Source organism: Streptomyces sp. NPDC002817 (assembly GCF_053592055.1).
The window spans coordinates 274,154-286,920 of the sequence record NZ_JBSFUY010000004.1 but is presented as its reverse complement, the minus strand read 5'-3'; the positions used below and the strand labels follow the sequence as shown (position 1 = coordinate 286,920).

Genomic DNA, 12,767 nt, shown 5'->3' with positions numbered 1-12,767 from the left:
CTGCCTTATCCGGACGTGAGTGCGCTCCGCCGGGTACCGGGTGAGGGCTACGGTGGGGTCCGTGATGGACGTACGGCGCGCCGCTGAGCGCTACCCAGGGGGCGATCCGGCGACCGGGATCGAGTCGTTCCACGCCTTCTCCTTCGGCCCGCACTACGACCCCGACAACCTTCGTTTCGGTGCGGTGATCGCCTGCAACGAGGAGCGGCTCGGCCCCGGCGCCGGGTTCGACGAGCATCCGCACAGCCACACCGAGATCGTGACGTGGGTGGTCGAGGGCGAGCTCACCCACCGGGACTCGACGGGCCACGAGACGACCGTGCGGGCCGGGGACGTGCAGCGCCTCAGCTCGGCCGCGGGCGTCCGCCACGTGGAGCGCAACGACGGCGAGACCCCCCTGACCTTCGTGCAGATGTGGCTGGCCCCTCTGGAGCCCGGCGGCGAACCGTCCTACGAGATCGTCCGCGGCATCGCCGACTCGACGCCGTACGCCGTCCCGGGGGCGGCGGCGATGCTGCACGTACGCCGGCTCGCGGTCGGTGAGCGGACGGCGGTGCCGGACGGTCGACACCTGTACGTCCATGTCGTACGCGGCGAAGTGCAGCTGAACGGCGAACATCTGCACCCAGGCGACGCGGCCCGCGTCACGAACGCCGAGGGCCTGGACACGGTGGGTCTGACGGCAGCGGAACTGCTGATCTGGGAGATGTCGGACCCCATCGGTTCGTGAGACGCCAGTTCTCGCCGCCCCTACCCAGGGGGCGCCGCCCCCTGGACCCCCGCTCCTCGAACGCCGGAGGGGCTGCATTCAGCGGACGAGGCTGACGCCGTCCCGACCCCCCACCCACCCGCCGGGGGCTTCGCTTCTCGACGCCGGTTCAGGCATCTCAGCCCGTCCGGCGTTTGAGGACGAGGCCCGTTCAGGGCCGAAGCGGGGGTCTGGGGGCGGCAGCCCCCAGGGAGGGGAACGGGTAGGGGCGGCGGGGGCGAGGAAAAGCGGCCTCAGCCCCGCAGGTCCGTGAGTACCGCGTCCGTGAAGGCCGGCCATGCCTCGATCGCCCAGGGGCCGAAGGCGCGGTCGGTGAGGGCTACGCAGGCCGCGCCCGCGACGGGGTCGATCCACAGGAAGGTGCCGGACTGGCCGAAGTGGCCGAAGGTGCGGGGGGAGGACGAAGACCCCGTCCAGTGCGGGGACTTGGAGTCACGGATCTCGAAGCCGAGCCCCCAGTCGTTGGGGCTCTGATGGCCGTACCCCGGCAGAACACCCTTGGTACCCGGGTACTGGACCGTCATCGCGTCCGCGACCGTACGGGGATCCAGCAGACGGGGCGCCTGGACCTCCGCGGCGAACCGGACCAGATCCTCGACCGTCGAGATCCCGTCCTTGGCCGGCGACCCCTCCAGCGAGGTCGACACCATGCCCAGCGGCTCCAGCACGGCCTGCCGCAGATATTCCGCGAACGCGATGTCCGTCGCCTTCGCGATGTGGTCGCCCAACTGCTCGAACCCGGCGTTGGAGTACAGCCGCCGCTCACCGGCCGGTGCCGTCACCCGGTGCTCGTCGAAGGCGAGCCCCGAGGTGTGCGCCAGCAGATGCCGCACCGTCGACCCCGTGGGCCCGGCGGGCTCGTCGAGCTCGATCGCACCCTCCTCGTACGCGACGAGCGCCGCGTACGCCGCGAGCGGCTTGGTGACCGATGCCAGCGGGAACCGGTGCCCGACAGGACCGTGCGTACCGAGCAGGGTCCCGTCCGCCCGCACGACGGCCGCGGCGGCGGTCGGAACGGGCCAGTTCTCGATCAGGGCGAGGCTCTTCAGCGACATGCCGTCGAGACTATGCCGGTCACAGTGCCAGCCGCATCGAGGGGTCCGGCTTGCGGACGAAGCCGAGGGAGGCGTAGAGCGGCTCGGCCTCCGCGGAGGCGTTCAGGTCGACGTGGGCGGCGCCCCGCTCGCGGAGCCACGTCAGCAGTTCCGTCATGCACGCCCGCGCGTAACCGCGACGGCGGGCGTCGGGGTCGGTCGCGACGCTGAAGACGTACCCGACCCGCCCGTGCGGATTGTCCGCCCGCCCGATCCGGTACTCCAGCGTCCCGGCCGCCATCGCCGCCGCTCCCGGCCGCTCCGGATGATCCACGACGAACACCGCGAAGTCCCCGTCCGGGTCCGCCAGCCGCTCCTTGAGGGCGGGCAGTGATCCGGCATGCCAATGGGCGGACGGGTCGGTGCCGGCCATCGAGTCGATCATCACCTGCCGGAGCCGCAGCACTTCCCCGGCGTCCTCGGCCCTGGCACGTCGTACGAGACTCATGTCCCGCACGCTAGCCACCCCGCCCGGTCGACGTCCCGCGAATTCTTACCGGTTTCGCTTGCTTGGAGTGCACTCCAAGGTCATAGCGTTGAGGTCATGACGGTGATGGAGACCACCACGACGGGTACCAGGACCGACAGCTGCAGCGCCCCGCCGCACCCGCACCGGCGCCCCCAGGGCCAGGACAGCTACACGATCAGCGAGGTCGTCGCCTTCACCGGGCTGACCGCGCACACGCTGCGCTGGTACGAGCGCATCGGCCTGATGCCGCACATCGACCGCTCGCACACCGGTCAGCGCCGCTACAGCAACCGCGACCTGGACTGGCTCGACTTCGTCGGCAAGCTCCGGCTCACAGGGATGCCGGTCGCCGACATGGTGCGCTACGCGGAACTGGTCCGCGAGGGCGACCACACCTTCGGCGAGCGCTTCGAACTGCTGGAGTCGACCCGCCGGGACGTTCTGACCCGGATCACGGAACTGCAGGACACGCTCGCCGTGCTCGACCGGAAGATCAGCTTCTACGCCGATGCCGGTCACCGCTACGAAACGGAGAAGGCCGGATGACCGACAGCAGGATCCCGACCGCACGACTGGGCGCCGACGGCCCCGAGGTGGGGGTGCAGGGCCTGGGCTGCATGGGTATGAGCTTCGCGTACGGCCCCGCGGACACGGGCGAGTCCCGGGCGACCCTGGAGCGCGCGCTGGAGCTGGGCGTCACGCTGTACGACACGGCGGACATGTACGGCGCCGGGGAGAACGAGAAGTTCCTCGCCCCGTTCTTCCAGGCACACCGGGACGAGGTGGTGATCGCCACCAAGTTCGCCCTGGCGATCTCGCCGGACGACCCCACCCGGCGGATCATCCGCAACGACGCGCCGTACGTCCGTCAGGCCGTCGAGGCCAGCCTGAAGCGACTCGGCGTCGACGTGATCGACCTCTACTACATGCACCGGCGCGATGTGGACGTGCCGATCGAGGAGACCGTCGGCGTCATGGCCGAGCTGATCCGCGAGGGCAAGGTCAAGCACCTGGGGCTGAGCGAGGTCACGGGCACGGAACTGCGTACGGCCCAGGCGGTGCACCCGATCGCGGCGGTGCAGTCGGAGTGGTCGCTGTTCAGCCGCGACATCGAGACGGGTGTCGTTCCGGCCGCCCGCGACCTGGGCGTCGCCCTCGTCCCGTACTCCCCGCTGGGCCGAGGCTTCCTGACCGGCTCCTTCGCCAACGCCGACAAGGATCTGACAGCCGACGACTTCCGCCGCCAGCAGCCCCGCTTCACCGGCGACAACGCGGCCGCGAACGCGGCCCTCCTGGACCCGATCCGCACGATCGCCGAGGCCCACGGTGCCTCCCCGGGCCAGATAGCCCTGGCCTGGGTCCAGCACCAGGCCGACGCTCACGGCCTGACGGTCGTCCCGATCCCGGGCACGACGAAGGTCAGCCGGATAGAGGAGAACACCGCGGCGACCAGGATCGAACTCACGCAAGAGCAGCTGGCGTTGCTGGAGCCGATCGCAGGCAAGGTGGCAGGCGACCGCTACGCAGACATGACGTTCACCTCTGCCGGACGTGAGTAGAACGTCCCAGGGGCGCGGGGAACTGCGCGAGCAACCCCCACGACCCGCAGTCGACGCACTACCTCAGAGCTCCGCCAGCAACTCCGCCTTCTTCACGGAGAACTCCTCATCCGTGACAAGCCCCGCCTGGTGCAGCTCCCCCAGATGACGAATGCGCTCGGCGATGTCGGCCGGATCGCGCCTCGGCGCACTGGCCGGCACCGCCGCGACAGGCCCCCGCTCCCGAACCGCCGCCAAGACCGCCGCAGCGAACGGCAACGACTCGTGCACCGGCCCGTACCCCAGCCCGAACACCACGGCGGCCGGATCCTGGTCGGCCTGCACCGGCTGCCCGTCACCGTCCCGCGGGATCAGCCGCAGATGCCCCTCGAACACCTCGGGCGAGCGCCATTCCACCCCACCGAGGTCGGTGACCGGGAAACTCTGGTCGCCGGCCTTCCACTTCGCCGAGGACGCGCCCGTCCAGAACCACCGGAAGTGCACGGTCTTCCCGTCGAAGGACGCCTTCCCGTCGTACGCCTTGAAGGACAGCGGCACTTCGGGCGCCGGCACCAGAAACCGCTCGGCCGGCTCACCGTCGTCCGGCTTCAGCAGGGCACGCAACTCGTCGGCGTAGTACTCGGCGAGCACCTCCCGCTCGGCGGGCAGCACGAGGCGGTACGGATCGCACCCTTCCTTGAGCTGCCCCGCGGCCGCCTCCATCAACGGATCGGCGCCGGGGCGGGGTTCGGCGCGCAGCACCACCGTGCCGCGCTTGCCGGGGGTCAGTGTCACGCCGGACAGTGCCGAGAGGGGGATCCGTCGCTCTCCCAGGGACTGGAAGAGCTTGGGTGTTCGAATCCCCCGTTCGTAACGGATGATGACGGAGTCGGACTCGAACTCCCAGGCGGCATGAAATCCGGCCAGTACGTCACCCATGCGGCTCATCGTATGCGGCACGAGCTCCTCCGTCGCCTCCCTGCGCAGACCGCAATTCCTGCGTCTCTACGCGCGTCAGCCCGCCACGGTGCCGGACAAACCGGCGCGGCAGGCTTCGTCGTCCTTGGCACAGTGCACCGAGCGATATGCGCCGACGCCGATCTCGGCGAAGTTCAGCAGGCTCTCGGTGCCCGGCTCGAAATAGCCGCTGTGCCCCTTCGCGTCCTCCGCCGAAAGCACCCGTGCCCCGAACGCGGAGGACACCGGGTCGGCACCGTGGCCCAGGCCGCCGAGTTCCAGGTACGGCACGTCCTGGATCCAGTCGTCGGCGTCCCGCATCGCCCACACCTGGGCCGAGGTGTGCAGCTGGGCGGCGTTGGCGACCCGCATCCCGGGGCTGCCGGCCACCGCGATGTCGGCCACCCGCTCCGGCAGGGTGTGCGCGGCGACCCCGCACACCACCGAGCCGTAGCTGTGGCAGAACAGGGAAACGGGCGTGCTGCCGGGCAGCGCCCGCACCAGTGCGTTCAGCCGGACGGCACCGCCCTCGGCGCGCGTCGCGGTCGCCGAGTCGAGGCCGAGGCCGCCGGGGGCGGTGTAGTCGGCCCAGGCGATGACGGCCGTACGCGTCGAGGGGCTCGCCGCCTTCTCCGCGGCGTACAGCGACTTGGCCATGCCGACCGGGGCCGAGTACTTGCGGGAGGTGCGCTGGAAGGTGAGCAGATCGGTGTCGACGCCGGGGACGACGACCGAGATCCGCTGCGCCTTGTTCAGATCACCGAAGACCTCGGCGACCCGCCCGGAGCCCTCCGGGTCGAAGGCGAGGATCTTGCGCTTGCTGTTCATCAGCGCCTCGAAGCGCTGCATACGGTGGCCCGCCTGGCGTTGCCCGTCGGCCGAGAGCCGGCTGTCGTGCATGCGTTTCAGCTCGACCTTGCGGGCCTGGCCGAGCGCGATGCGGTTGGCGCGGTAGCGCAGGTCGACGGGGGCGCCGTTCATGTTGCCGACCGCGAGGGGATAGCGGCGGGCGAGGGCGGAGCGCTGCTGAGCGGTCAGCGAGGCGAAGAAGCGCGAGAGCGCGGCGGAGGTCGAGTCGTCCGGGTCCGGCAGCCGGTGTCCGCCTATCCGGCCGTGCTCCCAGGAGCTGAGCGAGCTCTGGAGCGGGGTCGTGTTCCGCTGGTTGCGCAGGGCGGTCCAGCCGGTGGTCGCGAGCATCACGAACACCACGGCCAGCGCGAGCAGTGTGCGCCAGACGTTCAGTTGGGGAGAGGTGTCGAAGGAAGTCACTGAAAGGACACACTAGGAGAACGAGAGGGTCTCGCGTTAACCGAGTGACAGAGGTCACGTTTCGGTGTATGTGGCGATGACCTCAGTGTGTTCGCCAGTTCTCCGTCAGTGCTGGACCCACCTGTTCGAGATACGAAACGGTGAGCGTCCGCATCGCGTCCAGGCTGAAGTCCGCGGCCGCGCTCCACTGCCGTTCCGTCACCCGCATCACCCCGCTGAAGACGGCCACCGCGAGCCGCGGCCGCGGGTCGGCCGCCACGTCGAGGCCCTCGCGCTCGGCGATCACGCGCGCCAGGGTCTCCTCGACCTCCATGGAGCGTCGCAGATGGGCGGCGAGCAGCACCGGCGTCGACTCGATCACCCGGTACATCTGCAGGTAGAGCTCCACGGGTACGACGGACTCGATGACGTCGTTGAGCGAGTCCCAGCCCTCCAGGACCGCCTGACGCATCGCCTCCAGCGGCGCCTCGTGCGGCGGCCGCTCGCGCACCGCCTCGATGAAGTGCACCACGGCCATCTCCACGACGGCGAGGGCGGCCTCCTCCTTGTTCGCGAAGTAGCGGAAGAAGGTGCGCTGCGAGACCTCGACGGCTTCCACGATGTCGTCGACGGTCGTCCCGTCGTAGCCCCGGGTGGTGAACAGCTCGAGGGCGGCTCGGATCAGAGCCTCTCGGGTGCGCTGCTTCTTGCGGTCGCGCAGGGTTTCCATGCTGTGTCAGTTACCGACTTATGAAACTGTTTGTCAACTGTCAGTGGCTGTCACTAGCCTCGACGTATGACTAGTCAGACCACGCTCGACAAGACGGGGCCGGGGGACGGCAGGCCGGCCGCCCCGTCAGAGGGGGCGCGGGCCTCAGGGCTGCGCGGCCACCCCTGGTTCACCCTCATCACCGTCGCCGTAGGCGTCATGATGGTGGCCCTCGACGGCACCATCGTCGCCATCGCCAACCCGGCCATCCAACAGGACCTCGGCGCCACCTTCGCCGAGGTGCAGTGGATCACCAACGGGTACTTCCTCGCCCTCGCGGTCTCCCTGATCACCGCTGGCAAGCTCGGTGACCGCTTCGGCCACCGCCAGACCTTCCTGATAGGCGTGGTCGGCTTCGCGGCCGCCTCGGGTGCCATCGGCCTGTCCGACAGCATCGCGTTCGTCGTGACCTTCCGGGTGTTGCAGGGTCTGTTCGGCGCCCTGCTGATGCCGGCCGCGCTCGGCCTGCTGCGGGCGACCTTCCCGGCCGAGAAGCTCAACATGGCCATCGGTATCTGGGGCATGGTCATCGGTGCCTCCACCGCGGGCGGCCCGATCCTCGGCGGTGTCCTCGTCGAGCACGTCAGCTGGCAGTCGGTGTTCTTCATCAACGTGCCGGTCGGCATCCTCGCCGCGGTCCTGGGCGTCGTGATCCTGCTGGACCACCGCGCCGAGAACGCCCCGCGCTCCTTCGACATCCTGGGCATCGCCCTGCTGTCGGGCGCGATGTTCTGCCTGGTCTGGGCCCTCATCAAGGCCCCGGCGTGGGGCTGGGGCGACGGACAGACGTGGACCTTCATCGCCGCGTCGCTCCTGGGCTTCGGACTCTTCGCCTTCTGGGAGACCAAGGTGAAGGAGCCGCTGATCCCGCTGGGCCTGTTCCGTTCGGTCGCGCTGTCCGCGGGTGTGGTCCTGATGGTCCTCATGGCCATCGCCTTCATGGGCGGCCTGTTCTTCGTGACGTTCTACCTCCAGAACGTGCACGGGATGAGCCCGATCGACGCCGGCCTCCACCTGCTCCCGCTCACCGGCATGATGATCGTCGGCTCCCCGCTCGCGGGCGTGATGATCACCAAGCTGGGCCCGCGCATCCCGCTGGCCGGCGGCATGGCGGCCACCGCCATCGCCATGTACGGCATGTCGACGCTGGAGACGGACACCGGCAGCGCCGTGATGTCCCTCTGGTTCGCCCTGCTGGGCCTGGGCCTCGCCCCGGTCATGGTCGGCGCGACCGAGGTCATCGTGGGCAACGCACCGCTGGAGCTCTCCGGTGTCGCCGGCGGTCTCCAGCAGGCCGCGATGCAGATCGGCGGCAGCCTCGGCACCGCCGTCCTGGGCGCCGTGATGGCGTCGAAGGTCGACAGCGACCTCGCCGGCAACTGGAAGGACGCGGGACTGCCGCCGCTCACCGCGGCCCAGGAGGCCCAGGCCTCCGAGGCGGTCCAGGTCGGTATGCCACCGGTCGCCAAGGGCACCCCGGAGGCGATCGCCGCGAAGATCACCGACGTCGCGCACGACACCTTCATCTCCGGCATGAGCCTGGCGTCCCTGGTCGCCGCCGGAGTCGCCGCCATCGCCGTCTTCGTCGCCCTGCTCACCAAGCGCGGCGAGAACGCGGAGGCGGGCGCGGGAGTGGGCCACGTCTGACGGGTCCTGTCCCGTCGGGGTTTCCGCAGGTCGAAACTGACGGGATTTCAGGCGACTTCGCCTATCAGGGTGAAGACGCTAAAGATTCCTCGCCCCCGGTACGCGCCGCAGGTCACAGTTAGTCAAGCCCTCCGCACGGCAGTGCATATGCCGCGGAGGGCGGCCGGTGCTGCGGCGCGCTGCCGGAGGGGGGCGGCGCGCCGCAAGGCCGGAGGATTGAGCCCCGCAGCGGGGGTACTCGCCCTCTCGAACCCAATCTGCCTAGGGGTTCAGGGAGTTGTTGGAGATGGCGGGTTTCGGAAACGGCACGCGCACGCGCAGGCACCCCCGCTCACGTGGCCGGACGTGGTCACGGACCGGGCCGGATCGCGCGACGCTCGGAATCGTCGGTGTCATCTGTGCGGTCGCGGGGTTCTTCGTACTGGGGATCATCCTCGGCCCGATCGCGATCGTGGCCGGCTGGCTCGGAATGGGCCGTAGCTGGACGGGCTCCCGCCCGGTGGCGGCCCTGGTCGCCGTCGTACTGGGCGCCATAGACACGCTCCTGGCCGTCATCTGGCTGGCCGGAGCGGCATCCCCCGGAAGCGGCATGTTCTGAGCCGGGGGGAGTGAGGGGAGGGCCCCCGGTGGATGGGCCGGGGGCCCACCTCAGTGTCTGACCGACTGCTGCTCCTGCAACGCGGTCACCTGGGCCCGCAGGGCCTTCACTTCCTCGGTCAGCGCGACGATCGCCTCCGTCTGGCGCCGCTCCTCCACGTCGTCCTTCTCGAAGCGGGCGATGAACCAGGCCGCGATGTTCGCGGTGACGACACCGAGCAGCGCGATGCCGGAGAGCATCAGTCCCACCGCGATGATCCGGCCCAGTCCGGTGGTCGGCGCGTGGTCCCCGTACCCCACGGTCGTCATCGTGGTGAACGACCACCACACCGCGTCACCCAGCGTCCGGATGTTCCCGTCCGGCGAGTCCCGCTCCACCGAGAGCACCGCGAGCGAACCGAACATCAGCAACCCGACCACCGCGCCCGCGACATACGTCGTCAGCCGGATCTGCGAGGCCATCCGCGCCCGCCGCTGCACCAGCAGCAGTGTGGCGACGACCCGCAGCAGCCGCAGCGGCTGAAGCAGCGGCAGCAGCACCGCACACAGGTCCAGCCAGTGCCGACGGACGAACCTCCACCGGTCCTGCGAGAGCGACAGCCGTACGAGGTAGTCGACGGCGAACGCCCCCCACACCCCCCACTCGACCGCCGTGCACACGGTCGTGAGCGGCCGGCCGGCCGTGTCCGCCACGATCGGCACGGCATAGGCGACCGCGAACAGCACCGCGAGCGCCATCAGAGGCCGCTGGGTCAGGCGTTCCCAACGGACCTGCGCCGGTTGTTCCTTCATGAGCGCATCGTAAAGAAGCGGTAAGGGCGGTGGGGCCATGAGCCCCACCGCCCTTCACATCACCGCGTTGCCTACGCGTCGCCTCCGGCGGCGCCCGGGTCGGCCGCCGACACGTCGAGCAGCTGGTACCGGTCGATGGCCTGCTTCAGCACGGACCGGTCGACCTTGCCCTCCCGGGCCAGCTCGGTCAGCACGCCCACCACGATCGACTGCGCGTCGATGTGGAAGAACCGCCGCGCAGCGCCCCGGGTGTCCGCGAAGCCGAACCCGTCCGCGCCCAGCGACTGGTACGTCCCCGGCACCCAGCGCGCGATCTGGTCCGGCACCGCCCGCATCCAGTCGGACACGGCGACGAACGGCCCCTGCGCACCCGACAGCTTCCGCGTCACGTACGGCACCCGCTGCTCCTCCTCGGGGTGCAACAGGTTGTGCCGCTCGACGTCGACCGCCTCGCGCCGCAGCTCGTTCCAGGAGGTCGCCGACCAGACGTCCGCCTTGACGTTCCACTCCTCGGCGAGGATCTTCTGCGCCTCGATGGCCCACGGCACGGCGACACCGGACGCGATGACCTGCGCCGGGATGGTGCCCGAAGTGCCCTCGCGGTAGCGGTGGATGCCCTTGAGGATGCCCTCGACGTCCACGTTCTCCGGTTCGGCCGGGTGCTGGATCGGCTCGTTGTAGACGGTGAGGTAGTAGAAGACGTCCTCACTGTCCGGGCCGTACATCCGCCGCAGACCGTCCTGCACGATGTGCGCGATCTCGAAGCCGTACGCCGGGTCGTAGGCGACACAGCCCGGGTTGGTCGAGGCGAGCAGCTGCGAGTGGCCGTCGGCGTGCTGCAGACCCTCACCGGTCAGAGTCGTACGTCCGGCGGTCGCACCCAGGACGAAACCGCGCGCCAGCTGGTCGGCCATCTGCCAGAACTGGTCGCCAGTGCGCTGGAAACCGAACATCGAGTAGAAGACATAGACCGGGATGAGCGGCTCGCCGTGCGTGGCGTAGGCCGAGCCCGCCGCGATCAGCGAGGCCGTGCAGCCCGCCTCGGAGATGCCGTCGTGCAGCATCTGGCCCGTCGGCGACTCCTTGTAGGCGAGGAGCAGATCGCGGTCCACGGCCTCGTACTGCTGGCCGAGCGGGTTGTAGATCTTCGCACTCGGGAAGAAGGAGTCCATACCGAAGGTGCGGTACTCGTCCGGCGCGATCAGTACGAACCGCTTGCCGAGTTCCTTGTCCCGCATGAGGTCCTTGAGCAGTCGTACGAAGGCCATGGTGGTGGCGATCGACTGGTGCCCGGAACCCTTCTTCACGGTCGCGTACGTCTTGTCGTCCGGCAGCGCGAGGGGCTTCGCGCGCACGACACGGGTGGGGACGTAACCGCCGAGCGAGTTGCGGCGGTCGTGCATGTACTGGATCTCCTCCGAGTCCCGGCCCGGGTGGTAGTACGGCGGGGCGCCGGACTCCAGCTCCTGGTCGGTGATCGGGATGTGCAGCCGGTCGCGGAAGCCCTTGAGGTCGTCGACCGTCAGCTTCTTCATCTGGTGCGTGGCGTTGCGGCCCTCGAAGTTCGGACCCAGCGTCCAGCCCTTGACGGTCTTGGCGAGGATGACCGTGGGCTGGCCCTTGTGCTCGACGGCCGCCTTGAACGCCGCGTAGATCTTCTTGTGGTCGTGACCGCCGCGTCCCAGGTGCAGGATCTGGTCGTCGGTCATGCCCTCGACCATCGCGCGCAGCCGCTGGTCGTCACCGAAGAAGTGCTCGCGGATGTAGGAGCCGGACTCGGTGGCGTACGTCTGGAACTGGCCGTCCGGAGTGGTGTTCATCCGGTTGACCAGCAGGCCGTCGCGGTCCTGCGCGAGCAGCGGGTCCCAGGAACGGTCCCAGACCAGCTTGATGACGTTCCAGCCGGCGCCCCGGAAGACCGACTCCAGCTCCTGGATGACCTTGCCGTTGCCGCGCACCGGCCCGTCCAGGCGCTGAAGGTTGCAGTTGACGACGAAGGTCAGGTTGTCCAGGCCCTCACGCGCGGCGATGGTCAGCTGGCCGAGCGACTCGGGCTCGTCCATCTCGCCGTCGCCGAGGAAGGCCCACACATGCGACTTGGAGGTGTCGGCGATCTCGCGCGCGTGCATGTAGCGGTTCATCCGCGCCTGGTAGATCGCGCCGATCGGGCCGAGACCCATCGACACGGTCGGGAACTCCCAGAAGTCCGGCATCAGCCGCGGGTGGGGGTACGAGGACAGTCCGTACGGCGCCTTCGACTTCTCCTGGCGGAAGGCGTCCAGGTTCTGCTCGCTGAGTCGGTCGAGCAGGAACGCGCGGGCGTAGATGCCCGGTGAGGCGTGGCCCTGGAAGAAGACCTGGTCGCCGCCGTCGCCCTCGTCCTTGCCGCGGAAGAAGTGGTTGAAGCCGACGTCGTAGAGCGACGCGGAGGAGGCGAAGGTGGCGATGTGGCCGCCGACGCCGATCCCGGGCCGCTGGGCGCGCGAGACCATCACCGCGGCGTTCCAGCGGGTCGCGTTCAGGACCTTCCGCTCGATCTCCTCGTTGCCCGGGAAGAACGGCTCCGCCTTGGTCGGGATCGTGTTGACGTAGTCCGTGCTGCGCATCTCAGGCACGGCCACGCGCTTCTCACGGGCCCGCTCGATCAGCCGCAGCATCAGGTAGCGGGCCCGCTCGCGGCCGCGCTCGTCCACGGCGGCGTCGAGGGAGTCGAGCCACTCCTGGGTTTCCTCGGGATCGAAGTCAGGAACCTGACTCGGAAGGCCGCCAATGATGATCGGATTGCGATCGGATCCGGAAGCCACGCTGTTCCTTCGCTGTCAGAGGGCTGTTTTCCATGGGTATGCGGGATGTCTGCACCGCTCCCCATCGTGTACCTCGGAAAAGC

The 12,767-nt window shown here is 69.5% G+C and carries 12 protein-coding genes; 5 read left to right on the top strand and 7 right to left on the bottom strand.

The annotated features are described in order from the left end of the window. The first annotated feature begins 64 nt into the window (after positions 1-64). A complete protein-coding gene (locus ACWD3I_RS10345; protein WP_365393889.1) occupies positions 65-730 on the top strand; it encodes a pirin family protein in 666 nt (221 codons plus the stop codon). A 272-nt stretch (positions 731-1,002) separates the two neighbouring features. On the opposite strand, the gene ACWD3I_RS10340 is transcribed toward ACWD3I_RS10345, so the two are convergent. Together ACWD3I_RS10340 and ACWD3I_RS10335 are read right to left on the bottom strand one after the other, a co-directional pair. Beyond that, on the bottom strand, positions 1,003-1,824 hold the full coding sequence (locus tag ACWD3I_RS10340) for a serine hydrolase domain-containing protein (protein ID WP_365398373.1): 822 nt from the start codon (positions 1,822-1,824) through the stop codon (positions 1,003-1,005). A 19-nt stretch (positions 1,825-1,843) separates the two neighbouring features. Beyond that, positions 1,844-2,311 (bottom strand): GNAT family N-acetyltransferase, encoded by a 468-nt coding sequence (locus ACWD3I_RS10335; RefSeq protein WP_365398370.1) that lies wholly within the window; start codon positions 2,309-2,311, stop codon positions 1,844-1,846. A gap of 96 nt (positions 2,312-2,407) precedes the next feature. Between ACWD3I_RS10335 and ACWD3I_RS10330 the strand changes: the two genes are divergently transcribed. Next, positions 2,408-2,878: a MerR family transcriptional regulator gene (locus tag ACWD3I_RS10330; RefSeq protein ID WP_046259149.1), complete on the top strand. Its 471-nt coding sequence runs from the start codon at positions 2,408-2,410 to the stop codon at positions 2,876-2,878. Beyond that, entirely contained in the window at positions 2,875-3,891 is a 1,017-nt protein-coding gene (locus tag ACWD3I_RS10325) for an aldo/keto reductase (protein WP_365398366.1), read from the top strand. Before ACWD3I_RS10330 ends, ACWD3I_RS10325 begins: the two co-directional genes overlap by 4 nt. A 63-nt stretch (positions 3,892-3,954) precedes the next feature. Here the strand turns inward: ACWD3I_RS10325 and ACWD3I_RS10320 are convergent, their stop codons facing one another. The 3 genes from ACWD3I_RS10320 to ACWD3I_RS10310 all read right to left on the bottom strand — a co-directional run bounded on the left by ACWD3I_RS10320 (position 3,955) and on the right by ACWD3I_RS10310 (position 6,805). Continuing rightward, positions 3,955-4,818, bottom strand: a complete 864-nt coding sequence (locus ACWD3I_RS10320; protein WP_365398379.1) for a DUF4429 domain-containing protein — start codon at positions 4,816-4,818, stop codon at positions 3,955-3,957. 66 nt (positions 4,819-4,884) lie between these two features. Then, on the bottom strand, positions 4,885-6,096 hold the full coding sequence (locus tag ACWD3I_RS10315; protein WP_365398363.1) for an alpha/beta hydrolase: 1,212 nt from the start codon (positions 6,094-6,096) through the stop codon (positions 4,885-4,887). Between the two features lie 82 nt (positions 6,097-6,178). After that, positions 6,179-6,805, bottom strand: a complete 627-nt coding sequence (locus ACWD3I_RS10310) for a TetR family transcriptional regulator (protein ID WP_365398360.1) — start codon at positions 6,803-6,805, stop codon at positions 6,179-6,181. Positions 6,806-6,871: 66 nt separating this feature from the next. On the opposite strand from ACWD3I_RS10310, the gene ACWD3I_RS10305 reads away from it, so the two are divergent. After that, on the top strand, positions 6,872-8,491 hold the full coding sequence (locus tag ACWD3I_RS10305; RefSeq protein ID WP_365398356.1) for an MFS transporter: 1,620 nt from the start codon (positions 6,872-6,874) through the stop codon (positions 8,489-8,491). 286 nt (positions 8,492-8,777) lie between these two features. Next, positions 8,778-9,089 (top strand): small hydrophobic protein, encoded by a 312-nt coding sequence (locus ACWD3I_RS10300; RefSeq protein WP_365398353.1) that lies wholly within the window; start codon positions 8,778-8,780, stop codon positions 9,087-9,089. A gap of 50 nt (positions 9,090-9,139) precedes the next feature. Here ACWD3I_RS10300 and ACWD3I_RS10295 read toward each other — a convergent pair whose 3' ends face one another. Both ACWD3I_RS10295 and aceE read right to left on the bottom strand, forming a co-directional pair. Next, positions 9,140-9,880, bottom strand: a complete 741-nt coding sequence (locus tag ACWD3I_RS10295) for a potassium channel family protein (protein WP_365398350.1) — start codon at positions 9,878-9,880, stop codon at positions 9,140-9,142. 71 nt (positions 9,881-9,951) lie between these two features. Further along, the gene (gene aceE, locus ACWD3I_RS10290) at positions 9,952-12,684 is read right to left on the bottom strand and encodes a pyruvate dehydrogenase (acetyl-transferring), homodimeric type (RefSeq protein WP_365398347.1); all 2,733 of its coding nucleotides are present in this window, start codon (positions 12,682-12,684) and stop codon (positions 9,952-9,954) included. Positions 12,685-12,767 lie beyond the last annotated feature (83 nt).

Bases quoted from the DNA above. Each gene is read 5' to 3' on its own strand.
- ACWD3I_RS10330 (WP_046259149.1), top strand. From the start codon at position 2,408: ATGACGGTGATGGAGACCACCACGACGGGTACCAGGACCGACAGCTGC.
- ACWD3I_RS10310 (WP_365398360.1), bottom strand. From the start codon at position 6,805: ATGGAAACCCTGCGCGACCGCAAGAAGCAGCGCACCCGAGAGGCTCTG.
- ACWD3I_RS10305 (WP_365398356.1), top strand. From the start codon at position 6,872: ATGACTAGTCAGACCACGCTCGACAAGACGGGGCCGGGGGACGGCAGG.
- ACWD3I_RS10335 (WP_365398370.1), bottom strand. From the start codon at position 2,311: ATGAGTCTCGTACGACGTGCCAGGGCCGAGGACGCCGGGGAAGTGCTG.
- ACWD3I_RS10345 (WP_365393889.1), top strand. From the start codon at position 65: ATGGACGTACGGCGCGCCGCTGAGCGCTACCCAGGGGGCGATCCGGCG.
- ACWD3I_RS10340 (WP_365398373.1), bottom strand. From the start codon at position 1,824: ATGTCGCTGAAGAGCCTCGCCCTGATCGAGAACTGGCCCGTTCCGACC.
- ACWD3I_RS10300 (WP_365398353.1), top strand. From the start codon at position 8,778: ATGGCGGGTTTCGGAAACGGCACGCGCACGCGCAGGCACCCCCGCTCA.
- ACWD3I_RS10295 (WP_365398350.1), bottom strand. From the start codon at position 9,880: ATGAAGGAACAACCGGCGCAGGTCCGTTGGGAACGCCTGACCCAGCGG.
- ACWD3I_RS10320 (WP_365398379.1), bottom strand. From the start codon at position 4,818: ATGAGCCGCATGGGTGACGTACTGGCCGGATTTCATGCCGCCTGGGAG.
- ACWD3I_RS10325 (WP_365398366.1), top strand. From the start codon at position 2,875: ATGACCGACAGCAGGATCCCGACCGCACGACTGGGCGCCGACGGCCCC.